Genomic DNA, 17,598 nt, shown 5'->3' on the forward strand with positions numbered 1-17,598 from the left:
CGGACGCCGTGCACACGCATCCCGTCCGTCCTCCCGTCGACCGTTCGCTGCGCATTCACGCGCATCCGCAGCGCTGGCTGTGGTCGATCGCGCTGCTGACGCCCGCGCTGTACGCGTCGCTGTGGTTCGGATTGCCGCTGGCGTGGCGCTACTGGCGCGCGGTCATGGCGTGGGGCGCGCGCGAGATCGATCCGGCGCTTCACGTGATCGTGATCGGTTATCCGCCCGACGCGCCACGCGTGCCGCTGCTGTCGATCGACGTCGCGGCCCGCCTGCCGGGCGGCATGCTGCTGGCCGCCACCGCCGCGCTCTGTGCGATCGGTTTCGCCGCATCGTTCATCCGGCGCGCGAACTGGCTGCCTGTTGCATATCTGTTACGTATCGCGAGCTTCACCCAGTTGCTGATTTGCGCGTACTTCTGGCTCACGCCGGGCACGTTCCCGTATGTCCCGCAACTGCATCTGCGCGACATGTTCGTGCTGCACGGCGCGGCGATCGCGCTGATCCCGCTGGTGATGGCCGCGCTGTACTACCCGCTCGATTTCTCGCTGCTGCAAAAGGCCGCCGCATCGCTGCTGGTGCTCGGCTACTTCGTGGTCGCGCTGCCGTTCGTGATGCTGCTGCATGCGACGATCATCCATCACGGCTCGCTGCTGTTTCTGCCGTTCTGCTATTTCCTGCTCGGCGGGCCGCTGCTGATCGGGCTGCTCGTCACGCTCTATACCTACTGCGCGAGCTGGCCCGGCGCACTGACGCGCGATCGCGATTCCGTCTGCTGATAGCGCCGTCAAACGCGCCGTATCAGCGATGAAACGAATCCACCGCGTTTGCGACCGCGCCGTGCGACGTGCGTCGCAGGAAGCCAGCAGGACCGGGCCTCCTGCGCCAATGGCACGTTGTTCGCTTCTTTCAATGCGTCGCATCGAGTCCTCTCGTCGGCGAAGGCAGCGCCGCGCACCGACGCATGTGCGCGACCGGCTGCCGTCGACACGCACCGCTCGATACCCGACGAACCGGACAGCCGCACACACCTACGGGGCTGGATTGGTCGACCTGGCGGCACGCGGATCACGCTGCCGCACGCCCCCATTCCTTGAGCGAGGAGCACACCATGTTGGCAAAGTCAGGCAAGTTCTTGCGGATCCTGTTCGCGCTGTTCGCGCTCGCGTTCGCATTCAGTCCGGGCGGCGTTCAGGCGGCCACCAACCAGCTTCTGCTGCTGGTGCCCGACACGCTGACGCTGCCCGATCCGCGCGTATCCGCATGGCTCGACAGTGCGCAGGAGGAAGGGCTGCAGATCAAGGTGATGACCGACAGCCAGTTCATGGCGGCCGGCGCGTCGCTGTCGCAGTATCCGGGCCTGATCCTGCCCGATCAGGTGCATACGACGGCGGCCGACTCGCTGGTAACGGCGATCCAGAACTATGCGCTGAACGGCGGCAAGGTGATGCTCGTCTACGATTTCGGCGTGCTGAATTCGGCCGGCTTCTACGTCAGCCCGAAATCGCGCTTCAGCAGCATGGTCGGGGTGGACTACGTGTTGTATGACCAATATGGCGGCAACATGATCGGCCTCGGCAATGTGACCGGCATGAGCAGCTGGCTGCGCACGCTTCAGGTGCCCCCCGGCAAGTCGATGCCGTGGACCACCGCTTCGTCGAGCACCACCACCGCGACTGCACTCGCGTCGACGACCACCTCGGGCACGACGACGACATCGACGTCGGGCACGGCACAGTTTCTGGCCGCCAGCCCGTCGAACCCGGGCGGCCTCGCCAACTACAACCACGGCGCATGGTTCCAGTACGCGACGTCGACCAAGGGCAGCGGCGTGCTGAACCAGACGGCCCCCAAGCTGACCGGCACCGTGACCGGCAAGCTGAAGAAGACCACGACGTATACCGCCAATTCGCTGCTGAGCACATCGACCGGCAACACGGCCAACACGCTCGCATCGACGCTGGCCACCACCACCGACACGCTCGAAGGCATCTCCGGCTACGTGTACGGCTTCCTCACCTATCCGAGCTTCGTCACGCAAGGCACGTATACCGGCACGACCATCCTGACCTCGCCGACCTTCGGGCTGGTGTCCGGCTACAACACGTACGGCAACGGCGGCGTGCTGTTCGTCAACCTGCCGCTCGCCTACCTCGACGGCCAGACCGACGGCATGCTGATCCACGGCTACCTGCATTATTTCGGCACGCAGATGCTGAACCTGCCGTCGCTGTCGCCGCTGCCGAAAGCGATGGCCGGCCTCGTATTCAACTGGCACTTCTGCGCGGGCGATCAGCTCCAGCCGGCGCTCTACCTGAAGAGCCTCGGCGTGTGGAACAACGGGCCGTTCTCGCTCGTGGTCACGGCCGGCCCCGATGAAGCGGCGTTCGGCGACGGTGGCGGCCTCAATCTCGCCAACAACCCGCCCGCGCAGAATCTCCTCAAGTATTTCGTGAACAAAGGCCATCGCGTCGGTAGCCACGGCGGCTGGATTCACGACTACTGGGGCGCGAATGCGAGTGAATCGAACGCGAGCACGTTCACGCAGTACCTGGTGATGAATCACCAGGCCGTTCAGGCCGTGACGGCCGTGCCGGATGTCGAGTACGCGGCGCCGGAAGGCAACACGCCGACCTGGTCGGTCAACTGGCTCGAAAGCAACGGCTTCAACGGCTACTACTTCACCGGGCACACCGGCTCGGCGCCGACCCGCGCATACCGCAACGGCGCGATGCTGAACCCGGGCCTGTGGGCTTACCCGGTGATGCCGTTCGGCAAGTACGCGACCTTCGAGGAGTTCCAGCAGTTCGCGGTGCCGACGGCCGACGTGAACAACTGGTATGCATCGCTGATGAACTTCGTCGTCGCGAACCGCACGAGCCGGCTGATCTACGCGCACCCGCTCGGCGCGTCGTCCTATACGTCGACGCTGTCCGCGATCTTCTCGCAAGCCAATACGCTGAAGCTGCTCGGTCAGTTCAAGTGGTACACGATGAGTGACATCACGACCTTCGATCGTGCACGCCTGAACGTCACGTGGTCGGCCACCGACACGGGCAGCGGCTGGGCGTTCGCCGCCAGCCATCCGACCAGTCTCGCGAACATGACGTGGCTGCTGCCGAAGAAGGGCTTCGCACTGCCGGTCATCACGCAAGGCTTCGGCAGCGTCGTCATCACCGACTCGACGTACTGGCTCGTGACCGCGAACAGCGGCACCAGTCTCAAGTTCACCAGCGCCAAGGTGCACTGAGCCGCGACATCGACATACCCGCCGGCGCGCGACGCGGCCAACGCCGCGCCCGGCGGGATTTGCGCAGGACCACCGCGCAGGAGCCCCCCATCATGAACCGGCCCGCGCTGTTCCCGGCCGCACGCGCACGCGTGACGGCCATCGCCCGGCTATGCCGCCTGTGGTGCGTCGCTTGCGGTGTCGCCGCGTGCGGCGTCGCGCTGCACGCGAGCGCCGCCGAACTCCAGCTCAACGGACTCTACCAACGCCCGGACGGCGCGATCACCGTGCGCCTGAACGGCGCCGGCATCGATCCTTACTTCGCGTCGAAGGCGCTGCTCGCCGCCGCCGACGCCGGGCTCGACGCCCATCAGGCCGCGCTCGCGTGGATCGCGTGGCTGTTGCCGCGCCAGCGTCCGGACGGCGGCTTCGATCGCTACTGCATGAAAAGCGGCCAGTACAGCGCATGCGCCGAAGCCGATGCCGACGACGCGATGATGGCGACCTGGATCGAACTGCTCGCCCGCTTCGCGCCGCCCGACGGCCTGCCCGCCGCATGGGAGCTCAGCCTGAATCGCGCCAGTGCGCACCTGGACACGCTGCTCGCCAAGCCCACGGGCGTCTATCAGATCTCGTCGACGCTGCGCGTCGCGCTGCTGATGGACAACGTCGAGGTACACAGCGCGTTCCAGGCGCTCGCGGCGTACTACGTCCGGCATGCCGACTCCACGCACGCCGGCCCGTGGAGCCAGCGCGCCGACCGGCTCGCGGCCGCGATCCTGAAGGTGTTCTGGCGCGGCACGCAGTCCGGCTTTCGCGCGAGCACGCAGCGCATCAGCGACACGACGTTCTACCCCGCGAAAGTCGCGCAAATCTTTCCGCTGCTGTCCGGCATTCAGGTACCCGAACAATCGAACGACGCGATCTACGCGCAGTGGATGCAAAAGTACGGCAAGACCTGGCTGCAACTCGCCGGCTCCGATTATCCATGGGGCTTGATCGCACTGGTCGCACTCAAGATGAACGACAGGAACACGGTCGCGTGCTGGCATGCGCGATCGGGCCCGTACCGGCACGGCGCACACTGGAACGTACTGGAGGAAGCGCTTTACCTGGCATTCGAAAGCCGGATGGCCGACCCGGTCGCGCCCGCTCAATGCGGCTTCACGACGGCGGCGACAACGGAGACCGCGTCACGCTGATCCACGCGTGCGCACGGTCCGGGGGAATCTACAGGGAAGGAGACGTGTCATGTGTGGCATCGTCGGCGCGGTCGCGCAACGGGACATCGTCCCGATTCTGATCGAAGGTTTGCGCCGCCTGGAATATCGCGGCTACGATTCATGCGGAGTGGCGACCGTCGTCAACGGCCAGGCACGCCGCGAGCGCAGCGTGTCGCGCGTCGCCGACCTCGACGCCCACGTGCGCAGCGCCGGCCTGACCGGCAGCACCGGCATCGCGCACACGCGCTGGGCGACCCACGGCGCGCCGGCCACCTGCAACGCGCATCCGATCTTCTCGCGCGACGAAATCGCGCTGGTACACAACGGCATCATCGAGAACCACGAAACGTTGCGCAGGCAACTGGCCGACGAACACTACGAGTTCGACGGACAGACCGACACCGAGGTGGTCGCGCACCTGATCCACAGCAAGTATCGCGGCGACCTGCTCGCCGCCGTGCGCGACGCGACCTCGCAACTGCACGGCGCGTATGCGATCGCGGTGTTCAGCAAGCACGAGCCGCAGCGGCTGATCGGCGCGCGGGCCGGCTCGCCGCTCGTCGTCGGCGTGAAGGACGGCGAATGCTTTCTCGCGTCCGACGCGCTCGCGCTCGCCGGCATCACCGACCGCTTCATCTTCCTCGAGGAAGGCGACATCGTCGAGCTGACGCCGGGCGGCGTACGGGTGCTCGATCGCAACGGCGCGCCGATCGAACGCGCGATCCAGACCGTTTCGTCCACGCAGGGCGTGGTCGAGCTCGGGCCGTACCGGCACTTCATGCAGAAGGAGATCTTCGAGCAGCCGCAGGCCGTGGCCGCGACCATTCCCGATGCCGGGCTGTTCGACCCCGCCGTATTCGGCCCGGACGCCGCGCGCGCGTTCGAACAGATCGACAACGTGCTGATTCTCGCGTGCGGCACGAGCCACTACTCGGGCCTGACCGCACGCCGCTGGCTCGAGACGATCGCGCGCCTCCCCGCGCAGGTCGAGATCGCGAGCGAATACCGCTACAGCGACGCGCTCGCGACGCCGAACACGCTGGTGGTCAGCGTGTCGCAATCCGGCGAGACCGCCGACACGCTCGCCGCGCTGAAGTACGCGCAGGCGCTCGGCCACATCGACACGCTGGCGATCTGCAACGTGCCGACCAGCGCGATGATGCGCCAGACCAGCCTGCGCTTCCTGACTCGAGCGGGGCCGGAGATCGGCGTCGCGTCGACCAAGGCGTTCACGACGCAGCTCGTCGCGCTGTTCATCCTCGCCGTGACGCTCGGGCGGCTGCGCGGCTACGTCGACGACGCGCAACTCGCGCGCTATGCGCTGCAGTTGCGGCGCCTGCCTCGCGCACTAGAAGACGTGCTCGGGCTGGAGCCGCAGATCGCGCGCTGGGCAGCGGAATTCTCGCAGCATGAAAACGCGCTGTTTCTCGGGCGCGGGCTGCACTACCCGATCGCGCTCGAAGGCGCGTTGAAGCTGAAGGAGATCTCGTATATCCACGCGGAAGCGTATCCGGCCGGCGAGCTGAAACACGGGCCGCTCGCGCTCGTCACGCATACGATGCCCGTTGCGACGATCGCGCCGAACGATGCGCTGCTCGAAAAGCTCAAGTCGAACATGCAGGAAGTGCGCGCGCGCGGCGGGCAGCTCTACGTGTTCGCGGATGCCGATACGCGGATCGACAACGGCGAAGGCGTGTCGGTGCTTCGGATGCCGGATTACTACGGGCTGTTGTCGCCGATTCTGCACGTCGTGCCGTTGCAGTTGCTCGCGTATCACGCGGCGTGCTTGCGGGGCGCGGATATCGACAAGCCGAGGAATCTGGCGAAATCGGTGACGGTGGAGTGACGGGCGGTCGCTCGACACGCGCGGGCCGGTGAAGATCGTCAACCGATCGAGCCGGCCCGCCCTGCACGATTCGCCGTCGATTCGCGCCTTGTCGAATCCCGAATACTTCGTACAATACTTAAACCCTATGTCGTCCCGTCCACGGTGGGGAGGCTGGCCAGGACCGCCTTCGCCCCGAATCGGGTAACGCCCGCCCGGCGAACGACAACGGAAACCTACCGCGCAACGCAGGCCGAATCTCTCCGGGGGCCTCAACGTGTCGACGCATGCCAGGAAGCCGCTGATATCGCTCGTCGTGCCTTTTCACGACGAAGAAGAAACGATCGACGCATTCTTTGCCGAAACGCTGCCGGTTCTGGAGTCGGTCGGCTCGGTGCGCTTCGAGATCGTCTGCGTCAACGACGGCAGCCGCGATCGCACGCTGGACCGGCTGCTCTCGGTCGCCGCCGGCGACGCGCGCGTGCACGTCGTGGATCTCACCCGCCGCTTCGGCAAGGAGGCGGCGCTCACCGCCGGCATCGACGAGGCGGCCGGCGCGGCCGTGATCCTGATCGATGCCGACCTGCAGGACCCGCCCGCGCTGATTCCCGCGATGCTCGAACGCTGGCACGCGGGCGCCGAGGTCGTCGCTGCGAAGCGCACCGACCGGATGTGCGATCCGCTGATGCAACGCGTGGCGGCCTCGCTCTACTACCGCGTGCACAACCGGCTCTCCGAAGTCGAGATGCCCGAGAACGTCGGCGATTTCCGGCTGATGGACCGCGAAGTCGTCGACGCGCTGCGCGCGCTGCCCGAGCGGCGGCGCTTCATGAAGGGGCTCTTCGCGTGGGTCGGCTTTCGTACCGAAATCGTCGAATACACGCGTGCGCCGCGCAGCGGCGGCCGCTCGAAATTCTCCGGCTGGCGGCGCTGGAATTTCGCGCTCGAGGGCATCACGAGCTTCAGCACGGTGCCGCTGCGCGTGTGGACCTACGTCGGCCTCGCGTTCGCCGCGCTGTCGTTCGTCTACGGCGCGTACATCGTGATGCGCACGCTGCTGTACGGCAATCCGGTGCACGGCTACCCGTCGCTGATTTCCGTCGTGCTGTTCGTCGGCGGCATCCAGCTGATCGGCATCGGCGTGATCGGCGAATATCTCGGCCGCATCTATCACGAGTCCAAGCAACGCCCCGTCTATCTCGTGCGGCGGCGCTACCGCGCCGAGCGCGATGCGGCCGCGCGACCGGCATCGAAGCTGCTTCAGTTCCCGCTCAAGCGCGCGCACCCGGCGCGCCGCCGGGGCGCGACGCCGGCGGCCGCGGGCATCGCCGCTCGCAAGGCGTCGATCAAGTAAGCCCGGGCCACGTCAATTGGATATCCTCCGGCAATCGACGCGGCCGACGGCGCGGCCCGTCGTCGCGTGGCTCACGTCGCGACGCGTCGTCCTGTACAGCGCGCTGATGCTGGTGTCGTACGCGCTGTTCATGTCGATATGGATCGCGGTCGTTCGTCACGCGTCCGGCAGCGGCGTCATACCCCGCCCGGGGGCGGACTTCTCGGTGTTCTGGTCCGCGTCGTACGTGATGCTGCACGGCACGCCCTCGCACGCATACGATTTTTCCGCATTCTCGCGGCTGACGACCGGGCTGTTTCCGACCCTTCCCCGCGACGTCTTCGCACCGTGGCTGTACCCGCCCACCTATCTGCTGCTCGTGACGCCGCTGGCGCTGCTGCCGTTCGCGCTTGCTTATCCGCTGTTCGTCGCGTTCGGCGTGCTCATGCTCGGCCTCGCCGCGTGGCGCGTATCCGGGCTCCGTACGATACCCGGCGCATCGCACGCCGGCGCATTCGCGCTGGTTGCCGCGCCATGCGTGTTCGTCACCGCGACGCTCGGGCAGAACACGTTCCTGACCGCCTCGTGCGCGGCGCTGGCCGTTTACTGGGCCGATCGGCGGCCGATATATGCCGGCCTCTGCATCGCGCTGCTGTCGGTCAAGCCGCAGCTGGCGCTGCTGTTCCCGTTCGTGCTGGTCGCCGCGCGCGCATGGCGCACGATCATGTGGGCCGCGCTCGCGACCGGCGCGTTCGCCGCATCGAGCGTGCTCGTCTGCGGCGTCGAGTCGCCGCGCCTGTTCGTCGCCAGCGCCGGCATCGCCCGCTCGATCGTCATCGAGCATGGCGTCGGGTTCTGGTTCGCGTCGCCCACGCCGTTCGCGGCGTTTCGTCTCGCGGACGTGCCGCTCGGCGCCGCGTACGCCGCGCATGCGTGCATCGCCGCGATCGCGATCTACGCCGCTTGCGTCGTATGGATGCAGTCGCGCGACACCCGCGTGCGTGCGGCCGTACTGACGGTCGCGACGCTCGTGGCGAACCCGTACGTGTGGCACTACGAACTCGCGTGGCTTGCCATCGCGATCGCGTGCATGCTGTCGATCGGCTGGCGCGACGGCTGGCTGCGCGGCGAACAGGCCGCGATCGCGCTGATGTGGGCGCTGCCGATCGTCGAATACCTGAACCCGTGGCTGCAACTGCCGCAGATCGGCCCGGCCGTGACGCTCTTCGCGCTGCTGGTGCTGCTGCGCCGCGCCCGCCACGATGCTCGCAATAGTCACAACGCAAGCCGCGGCGGCACGTACACGCCGTAGTACGGCCCGACGCCCGTCGCGACGCCGGTCATCTTCACCCCGGCGACGAAGTGCCCCTGGATGTACTTGTATGCGCCGCCGAGCGACACGTCGATGTGGAACGCGGCAAATGCGACGATCGGCACGTAGGTGCTGCTCGACGTCTGCGTGACGACCGGCAGCACGACCGTCGCGCCGACCGGCACCGACGTGTAGAGCGTCGCCTTCACGCCGGTCGCGAGATAGATGCTGTCGCCGATATTGAGCGTCGTCGGGTTGCCGGTCACCATCAGGCCGCCCATCGTCGTCGTGTCGGTCGCGGTCGACTGGAACGACGTCCACTGACCGCCCATGCACAGCGCGCCATACGTCTGGCCGTTCGTGATCGAAAACTGGAACGGCAGACCCGTGAGCGGATTGATCAGCGGCTGGTTGGTCTGCGCGTTCCAGTACTGGTTGTACACGCACTGGTCGATCGCGATCGGAAACAGCCCGCCCGCCGCGACGCCGCCCGGCGCGGCGAGCACCGCGATCGCGGTCGCGCCGCCGGATGCGCCGGGGATGCCGAGCAGGCCGCCGAGCAGCAGCGGAATCGAGCCGCCGTTGATGCCCGGCGCGCGCGACACGGTCACCTGCACCGCCGGCACGTCGTACGGGCCGGGCGTGATCGTGGTCGGCTGCATCGACGCGGGCGTGCGCGTCACGTTCCAGTAGCCGGTCGTCACGGTGCCGCTCGCGAGCCGCGCGCCCGCCGCCGAATTCAGCGCGATCACGCCGTTCGCCGCCGGCGCGGCCTGCGACCAGTTCAGCGGCCCGCCCGTCGGCGACATCATCGCGTCGGCCGCCGCGAGCGCGGCCGCGTCCGCCGCATTCTGCAACTGGTTGCGCACCGTGGCGATCCACGCGATGTCGATCGCCAGCGCGCCGAACGACAGCAGCGGGATCAGGAACATCAGGAAGAACAGCGCAACGGAACCGCGTTCGCGCGCGGCGCCGATGCATCGCGTGCCGGCCGCGTCATTCATAGAGCATCACCGAGGTAGCCGAGATCGTCACGGGGCCGGTCAGCGCGCTGAACGCCGAACCGAGCACCAGCCCCGCATACGTGTAGGTCACCGTGACCGTCAGCGCGGTGCCCGCCGTCGTGCCGTTCGCCTGCGTCACGGTCACTGTCGGCGTCGTCGGCGTGCCGCCGGTGATCAGGCTGTTCTGCGTATAGCTCAGCGCGACGTTGGCGATCTGCGTCGGGGTCAGCATCGGCACGCGCAGCACGACGCCGGCCCGCGCGGCTTCGCGGCTCGCGTTCGTGATCACGGCCTTGTCGCATAGCAGCAGGCTCGTGTCGATGATGCCGATCAGCACCATCAGCAGGAACGGCAGCATCAATACGAATTCGAGGGATACGACGCCGCGCGCGTGGCGGGCGCCCGTCGCCCCGCGTGTCATTTTACGGCCCCCGCGGCGGGCGGCACGGCGCGCGGCTCGAGCGCGGCGCCCTTCGACGGCCGCGACGCATCGCCGACTGGACGCGCCGCGAGCTGCGTACGCACCGCCTGGTACACGCGCAGATTGTCGGCCACCGCCGACGCGGGCAGGTCCGCGGACAGCAGCTTCTTCGCCGAATCGGTGTTGCCGAGCACGCCGTACGCGAACGCGAGGTTCTGGCGCGCCTGCCACGGCGCATCGGGCAGCCCGGCCACGTCGAGCAGCACGTTCACGCCTTCGCGCGGACGATTGCTCAGCACGAGCGACAGCCCGAGGTCGACCCGCAGCCCCTGCGCGTCCGGATGCGCGCTCAGCGCGTCCCGGTACACGGTCTGAGCGTCCTCGTGGCGGCCCTGAAGATCGAGCACCGTGCCGAGCCCCTGCGCCGCGAGCGGCAGGTTTGGCTGCGCGGCAAGCAAGTCGCGATAGCGGCGCGCGGCCTCGTCGAGTCGCCGCTGTCGCAACGCGACGCGCGCGAGCCCGACCTGCGGGCCCAGTTCGGCCGGCGCAAGCTGCCGCGCCTGCTCGTACAGAATACGCGCGCGCTCCAGATCGCCGGCGCGATAGTTCACGTCGGCAAGCCCCAGTTGCGCGGCGAGCGAATCGGGATGCCGCGCCAGCACCTTCGCGTACAGCGTCGACGCGAGATCGACGTTGCCGCCGGCCAGCGCGCTGTCGGCGATGCGCAATTCGGCCTGCGGGTCGTCGCTCTTGTGCGACAGCGCCGGCCGCGTCTGGATACCCGGCGCGCAGCCGCCGGCGAGCAGCGGCAGCACGGCCGCGAAGGCGAACGCACGGAGCGCGGGGCCTGTCATTTGAACACCTCGAGCAAACGGATGGCCGCCGGGCCCGCCGCGATCAGGCCGACCGTCGGCAGGATGAACAGCATCATCGGCAGCGTGATCTTCGGCGCGAGCTTCGCGGCCTGCTCCTCGAGCGCGACGATCTGCTCGGTGCGCTCGCTGCGCGACAGCGTTCGCAGCGCCTGCGTGATCGGCGTGCCGAACCGCTGCGATTGCGTGAGCGTCGTGGCGAGCGACCGCGCCGACGCGAAGTCGACGCGGATCGCGAAATGCGTGAGCGCTTCGGACACGTTGCCGCTCAGCGTCAGCTCGTCCGCGCACACCGTCAGCTCGTCGGCGAGCGGCGGGCAGATACGCCTGAGTTCGCGCGCGACGCGCCGCACGCCCGACACGAGGCTGTTGCCGGCCATCGTGCAGATCACGAGCAGGTCGAGCGCATCCGGAAAGCATGCGGCGATGATCCGCCGGCGCCGCCGGATCATCGCGCCGAGCACGTATTCCGGCACGATCACGCCGACCACGAACGCGGCGACCATCGCCACCGCCCGGATCACGAAGTATTCGCCGAAGCGCGGAATATACGGACTGAACACCATCGCGACGCCGGCGAGCAGCACGCCGCAACTGAGCTTGATGCCGATCATCGACGACACCGCGCGCCGTTCGCGAAAGCCCGCGCGCGCCAGTTGCAGCCCGAGCTTCGCGCGCTGCATCGGATCGAGCACGGGCAGCCGCTCGCCGAGCTGCGCGAGCCGCCGCGTCAGGTCCCGACGCACGTCGCCCGGCTGCAGGCGCCCCGCTCCCAGCGCGGGCGACCGCTGTCCGGCGGCCTGCTGCACGCGCATGGCGATGCGCCGGCGCGTGCCGCCGCCCGGCGTCGCGAGCGCCGCCGCGACGCACGCGAGCAGCAGCAACAGTTCGAGGCCGCGGGCGGCCAGCATCGACATCGTCATCGTGCAGTATCCAGTTTCGAGATCTTGCGAATCGTCAGCAGTCCGATCGTCAGCAGCGTCGCGGCGATCGTCAGCATCACGCGTCCGGCATGCGTATCGAACAGCAGCATCACGTATGCGCGGTTCACGAGGAACAGCGCGCCGATCATCACGAACGGCACCGCCGAGATGATCTTCGTCGTGATCCGCCCCTCGGCGGTCAGCGCGCGCGTCTTCAGGCGGATGTCGCGGCGCGTGCGGATGATGCTCGACAACTCGTCGAGCGTCTCGCCGAGGCTGCCGCCGGTCTCGCGCTGCAGCAGCAGGTAGACGGTGAAGAACGAGAAATCCGCGATCATCAGCCGGTCCGCCGCGTGCGTCAGCACGTCCTTCAGATCCGCGCCGACGCGCAGGCTGTCGCCCATCGTGCGGAAGGTCGAGCGCACCGGCTCGGCGGCGCTGTCGCCGACCGTGCTGATCGCCTGCGTGACCGGAATGCCCGCGCGCACCGCCCGCACGATCAGGTCGATCGCGTCGGGGAACCCCTCCAGAAAGCGCAGCCGGAAGCGCTCGACCAGCGCGCGATAGCTCGCGCGCATCGCGATCAGCGGCAGCCCGACGTATATCGCCGGATGCGCCACACGCGGCAGCGCCACGAGCTTCACCACGACGATCCCCGCGATCGCGCCGGCGATCATGCTCGCGACGACGATCCGCAGCCCGCGCTCGCCGCCGACCGCGCGCACGCGCGTCACGTAGCGCTGCGCCCATGCCCGCACGCGGGTCTGCCGGCGCGGCAGGTTGAACAGCGCGACACCGGCCCCGGCTGCCGCACCGGCGGCCCGGCCCGTCAGCGATGGCGCAATGCGCTGCATCCGCGCGCGAATGCGCTGCTCCGGCGTCTGGCGCGCACGGTCCAGCAACGCCGACAGGCCGAGCCCCACCGCGAGGATGACGACGAAGGCGCCGAGGGCGAACAGGTCCGCGGTCCTCATTGCCGGAACGCCTCGTTAAGCGCGTCCTCGACGCCGTAATACGCGGCGCGCGGCGCGAAGGCGGGCCGCAGCGACGACGCCTCGAACACGCCCTTCACCGCGTCGCGCGTCGTGTCGCCTTCCTGGCGGAACGCGAACAGGTCCTGCGTGATCACGACTTCGCCTTCCATCCCGACGATCTCGGTGATCCGCGTCACGCGGCGCACGCCGTCGCGCATCCGCTCGACCTGCACGAACAGATGCACGGCGCTCGCGATCTGGCGCCGGATCGACAGCAGCTGCAGGTTCGCGTTCGCCATCATGACCATGCTTTCGAGCCGGCTGATCGCGTCGCGCGGCGAGTTCGCATGGATCGTCGTCATCGAGCCGTCGTGGCCCGTGTTCATCGCCTGCAGCACGTCGAATGCCTCCGCGCCGCGGATTTCGCCGAGGATGATGCGGTCGGGCCGCATGCGCAGCGCGTTGCGCACGAGATCGCGCTGCGAGATGCCGCCGAGCCCTTCCGTGTTCTCCGGCCGCGTCTCGAGGCTCACCACATGCGGCTGCAGCAGTTGCAGCTCGGCGGCGTCCTCGATCGTCACGATCCGCTCGTGCTCCTCGATGTGCTGCGACAGCGCGTTGAGCAGCGTCGTCTTGCCCGACCCGGTGCCGCCCGAGATCACGATGTTCAGCCGGCACGCGCATGCGATCTTCAGGACCTGCAGCATCCCGTGCGAGATGTTGCCCTGATGCGCCATCCGCGCGAGCGTGATGTCGCGCTTCGCGAACTTGCGGATCGAGATCGACGCGCCGCGCATCGCGATCGGCGGCAGCACCACGTTCACGCGGCTGCCGTCGGCAAGACGCGCATCGACCATCGGGCTGCTCTCGTCGACGCGGCGCCCGACCGCCGCCGCGATCCGCTGCGCGACGCTCGTCACGTGCGCGTTGTCGCGAAACTTCAGCGGCGTGAGCTCGAGCCGGCCCGCGCGTTCGACGTACACCTGGTCGGGGCCGTTCACGAGGATGTCGGACACGGTGTCGTCGGCAAGCAGCGGCTCGATCGGCCCGACGCCGAACATGTCGTTCAGGATCGCGTCGACGATCAGCACCTGCTCGCCCGTGGTGATCTTCAGGCGCTCGCGCTCGACCGTGTGCGCGGCCACCTGTTCGATGCCGGCCCGCACTTCGTCGCGCGTCTTCATCAGCGCGGCCGACATGTTCATCGACGCGAACACCGCCGAGCGGATCGCGTCGAACTTGCCGGAGCGGATGAGCGCCTCCTGGGTATCGGCCGCCGCGGCCGCACGCGCCGACGTGGACATGGACGCAGGCACCGGGCTTACGGCCGGCGCGGGCGCGGTGTCGTGCGGCGCGGTGCGAGAACCCGCCGGCGCAGGGTCCGGTGTCGGCTGCTTGCGGGTACCGAACGTCACGATCCCTTCCTCCATTTGATGAAGCGCGCATACCACGGCTCGGCGACGGCCATCGATTCGCCGGTGATGCCGTTCGCGAGCAGCCGGATCTCGTCCAGGAAGCCGCGGCGTTTCGAGCGTTCGATCGGCTCGCCCAGGTTCTCCGCGATCGCGAGCGACTGCGCCTCGTGCGGCAGCTCGCGCAATTGCACACCGCCGAACGCATCCTCGAAATCCGACTGCGCGACGCGCCCCTTGACCGGCTCGAGCGGATTGTTCAGCACCATCGACAGCAGCCGCTCGCCCGGCATTTCCTTCACGAAGCGCGCAAGCCGTGCGGCCTCGTACGCGGCGTGCACCGACCGGTCGGCGACGATATAGACGAGATCGGACGCCGTCAGCGCATCCTCGAACAGCTTGCCGGCGCGGTAGCCGACGTCGAACAGCACGTAATGGAAGCGGTCCTTCAGCATGTCGACGAGCTGCGCGATCGCATCGTCGCGCAGCAGCGCGTCTTCGCCGTATGCGAGTTCGGCCGACAGCACGTGCAGGCGGTCGCCCTTCGTGACGAACATGCGGTCGAACAGCGCGTCGTCGGGGCGCAGCTCCATGTTCAGCAATTCGATCAGCCCGTTGTTGCTCGACAGCCCGAGCATCGAGTTCGCGCCGCCGCCATGCAGGTTCAGGTCGACGTACGCGACGCGCCGACGCTTCTCCCCCGCCAGGCAGCGCGCGAGGCTGACCGCGATCGTCGTCGCGCCGACGCCGCCGCGCGCGCCGACGAAGCTCACGATCTTGCCGGTACGCACCTGCACGACCGACTCCGTCGTGGTCAGCGCGCGCCGCATCAGCTCGACGGTCAGCGGCTTGACGATGTAGTCCTGCACGCCGATGCCGAGCAGGTTGCGGAACAGCCCGACGTCGTTCTGCGTGCCGATCGCGACGACCCGCACCGACGGATCGCACACGTCCGCGAGCCGCATCAGGTCCGACACCGGCAGCACCGAATCCGACACGTCGACGATCAACTGGCGCGGCGAACGCTCTTGCTGCTGCAGCAACCGGATCGCGTCGTCGCAGTCGCCCGGGTGCACGTGGGCGCGCGCGATCGACAGATCCTGCGCGACGCGGCGGATCACGTCCTCGCTGCCGGCATCGGACACGACCGCGAGGAGATCCGCCGCTCCGGCGGAGGCGGCGCGCTTGGCGTTCTGGCGGTCGAGGACGTTCATGGGCGGCATCGCGATCGCATCGTCAGTGGGTCAATGACCGGACGAGCCGGTCGTCGTCAGCGTCTTGCCCGGCGCGGGCTGCTTCACGCGGTCCTCGACGTAGCGGCGCACCGCGTCGGCCGCCACTTGCGCATCGGCGCCGCCGTACGGCACGGGCGCGACGAGGTCTTCCGGCCGCGCGAGCATCGTCGCGAGATTCGTGTAGGTCGCGCAGCCGAACGGCACGCCGGGCCGCCCGAACCCTGCATCGACGAGATGCGACGGCTGCATCAGCTTCGCGCAGTCGGGCGGCACCGCGCGCACGCCGTCGAAGCCGATCGCGCGCGCATCGGGCAGGTTGATCGGCGGCGGCGCCGACAGGCAGGCCGCGAGCGCCAGCGGCAACGGTGCGGTGAACAGGGTTCGAACTCGCATGCGCGCTCCTTGGCTCAGTACACGAAGCCCGCGGCGCCGACGAGACGCGGCGTGTCGCCCGACAACAGGTCCAGCCCGAGATTGCGCTGGATCGCGAACTCGAGGTCGCTGCTCGGCCGCGCGACGGTGTCGAGCGCCTGCTCGAGCTGGCCCGGCCCGGTCGGCTGCACGATGTACGGCGTCACGATCACGACGACCTCGGTCTTGTGGTCCTGGAAGTTCTTCGATGAAAACAGCCGGCCGATGATCGGCAGCCGGCCGAGCCCCGGGACCTGCGACACGGTATCCGCGGTCTGGCTCTGCAGCAGGCCGCCGATCGCGAAGCTCTGCCCGCTCGACAGCTCGACCGTCGTCTCCACGCGCCGCACGGAGAGCCCCGGCACCGTGATGCTGCCAGTCGTCACGCTGTTGCTCGTATCGACCTCGCTCACTTCCGGGCGCACCTTCAGGCTGATCCGGTTGTCGGCGAGCACGGTCGGCGTGAAGTCGAGCGACACGCCGAACGGCTTGTACTCGACCGTGATCGCGCCGGTCGTGTTGCCGGCCTGCGCGACCGGAATCGGAATCTCGCCGCCCGCGAGGAAGCTCGCGGTCTGCCCGGACATCGCGGTAAGGTTCGGCTCCGCGAGCATCGTGATCAGCCCTTCCTGGTCGAGCGCATCGAGCACGACGTCGATCGACCAGCGCCCCGTATGGAAGCCGCCAAGCACCGAATATGCGCCGCTCGGCGACAGGTTGAACAGCTTGTTCGTCGGATCGAACAGCGTGCGTCCGTTGAACAGCCCGCCGACGAAGTTGCCTGCCGCGCCGAGCGAACTCCAGTTGATGCCGAGCTGCTGCGTGATGTTGCGGCTCACTTCCGTCACGCGCACGCGCAGGTTCACCTGGATCGGGCGCGACAGCGTGAGCCGGTTGACGATCTTTTCCTTGTCGCTCACATAAGGCGCGAGCGACTGCATCACGGCGTCCGCGTCGGCCGCGCTCGGCACCTTGCCCGACACCATCAGCGAGCCGGGCGCGCCGGACACCGACAGCTTCAATTGCGGGAAGCGGCTGTCGAGCACCGTCTGCAGCGATGCGGTATCGACCTGCACGATCACGGTCCGGCGCAGGATCGGCCGATGATTCGCGCCGAGCGCGATCAGCGAGGTCGTGCCGGCCTTCTTGCCGAACACGAACACGGTGCGCGGCGACGGCACCTGGATGTCCGCGATGCTCGGGTCCGCGACGAACATCGCGGTCGCCGGTTCCGGCAACGACAGCATCTCGCCCTTGCCGGTCGCGATCGACAGCGCCGCGCCGGCGTCCGCCGCCTGCGCGCGCTGCGCGAGCGCGGCCTCCGGCGCGACGACGCAGGCCACGCACCAGAAAGCGATCCAACGAACCGTGCGCACCATTCGTGTTCCCGTCAAATGCCGGCCGCCGGGCGGCCGGTTCCGAAT

At 68.4% G+C, this 17,598-nt stretch carries 15 protein-coding genes; 6 read left to right on the forward strand and 9 right to left on the reverse strand.

From position 1 onward, the window contains the following. Positions 1-8: 8 nt before the first annotated feature. From C5F75_RS12295 to C5F75_RS12320, 6 genes are all read left to right on the forward strand, one after another. Positions 9-779: a hypothetical protein gene (locus C5F75_RS12295; RefSeq protein WP_104012292.1), complete on the forward strand. Its 771-nt coding sequence runs from the start codon at positions 9-11 to the stop codon at positions 777-779. Between the two features lie 332 nt (positions 780-1,111). Next, entirely contained in the window at positions 1,112-3,250 is a 2,139-nt protein-coding gene (locus C5F75_RS12300; protein WP_104012293.1) for a polysaccharide deacetylase family protein, read from the forward strand. A gap of 92 nt (positions 3,251-3,342) precedes the next feature. Then, positions 3,343-4,431 (forward strand): hypothetical protein, encoded by a 1,089-nt coding sequence (locus tag C5F75_RS12305; RefSeq protein WP_104012294.1) that lies wholly within the window; start codon positions 3,343-3,345, stop codon positions 4,429-4,431. 49 nt (positions 4,432-4,480) lie between these two features. Beyond that, positions 4,481-6,298, forward strand: coding sequence for a glutamine--fructose-6-phosphate transaminase (isomerizing) (gene glmS, locus C5F75_RS12310; protein ID WP_104012295.1), 1,818 nt, complete (start codon positions 4,481-4,483; stop codon positions 6,296-6,298). 256 nt (positions 6,299-6,554) lie between these two features. Beyond that, the gene (locus C5F75_RS12315) at positions 6,555-7,631 is read left to right on the forward strand and encodes a glycosyltransferase family 2 protein (RefSeq protein ID WP_104012296.1); all 1,077 of its coding nucleotides are present in this window, start codon (positions 6,555-6,557) and stop codon (positions 7,629-7,631) included. A 16-nt stretch (positions 7,632-7,647) separates the two neighbouring features. Then, complete coding sequence (locus tag C5F75_RS12320) at positions 7,648-8,922, forward strand: glycosyltransferase family 87 protein (RefSeq protein WP_407641348.1); 1,275 nt, start codon at positions 7,648-7,650, stop codon at positions 8,920-8,922. On the opposite strand, the gene C5F75_RS12325 is transcribed toward C5F75_RS12320, so the two are convergent. Genes C5F75_RS12325 through C5F75_RS12365 form a run of 9 tightly spaced genes read right to left on the reverse strand, consistent with a single transcriptional unit; the run spans position 8,886 to position 17,553 of the window. Next, positions 8,886-9,926: a TadG family pilus assembly protein gene (locus tag C5F75_RS12325; RefSeq protein ID WP_104012297.1), complete on the reverse strand. Its 1,041-nt coding sequence runs from the start codon at positions 9,924-9,926 to the stop codon at positions 8,886-8,888. The genes C5F75_RS12320 and C5F75_RS12325 overlap by 37 nt on opposite strands. After that, complete coding sequence (locus C5F75_RS12330; RefSeq protein ID WP_059573836.1) at positions 9,919-10,347, reverse strand: TadE/TadG family type IV pilus assembly protein; 429 nt, start codon at positions 10,345-10,347, stop codon at positions 9,919-9,921. Before C5F75_RS12330 ends, C5F75_RS12325 begins: the two co-directional genes overlap by 8 nt. After that, positions 10,344-11,201, reverse strand: coding sequence for a tetratricopeptide repeat protein (locus tag C5F75_RS12335; protein WP_059573837.1), 858 nt, complete (start codon positions 11,199-11,201; stop codon positions 10,344-10,346). Before C5F75_RS12335 ends, C5F75_RS12330 begins: the two co-directional genes overlap by 4 nt. Further along, entirely contained in the window at positions 11,198-12,142 is a 945-nt protein-coding gene (locus C5F75_RS12340) for a type II secretion system F family protein (protein ID WP_059573838.1), read from the reverse strand. The genes C5F75_RS12335 and C5F75_RS12340 overlap by 4 nt, the downstream gene beginning before the upstream one ends. Next, entirely contained in the window at positions 12,139-13,116 is a 978-nt protein-coding gene (locus tag C5F75_RS12345; protein ID WP_059573839.1) for a type II secretion system F family protein, read from the reverse strand. The genes C5F75_RS12340 and C5F75_RS12345 overlap by 4 nt, the downstream gene beginning before the upstream one ends. Further along, complete coding sequence (locus C5F75_RS12350) at positions 13,113-14,531, reverse strand: CpaF family protein (protein WP_059574311.1); 1,419 nt, start codon at positions 14,529-14,531, stop codon at positions 13,113-13,115. The genes C5F75_RS12345 and C5F75_RS12350 overlap by 4 nt, the downstream gene beginning before the upstream one ends. Further along, entirely contained in the window at positions 14,528-15,751 is a 1,224-nt protein-coding gene (locus C5F75_RS12355) for an AAA family ATPase (RefSeq protein ID WP_104012298.1), read from the reverse strand. Before C5F75_RS12355 ends, C5F75_RS12350 begins: the two co-directional genes overlap by 4 nt. Positions 15,752-15,772: 21 nt before the next feature. Further along, complete coding sequence (locus C5F75_RS12360; protein WP_099316278.1) at positions 15,773-16,156, reverse strand: CpaD family pilus assembly lipoprotein; 384 nt, start codon at positions 16,154-16,156, stop codon at positions 15,773-15,775. A 14-nt stretch (positions 16,157-16,170) separates the two neighbouring features. Then, positions 16,171-17,553, reverse strand: a complete 1,383-nt coding sequence (locus C5F75_RS12365; protein WP_104012299.1) for a type II and III secretion system protein family protein — start codon at positions 17,551-17,553, stop codon at positions 16,171-16,173. Between the last annotated feature and the right edge of the window lie 45 nt (positions 17,554-17,598).

Source organism: Burkholderia anthinoferrum (assembly GCF_002925705.1).
Lineage (GTDB): Bacteria > Pseudomonadota > Gammaproteobacteria > Burkholderiales > Burkholderiaceae > Burkholderia > Burkholderia semiarida.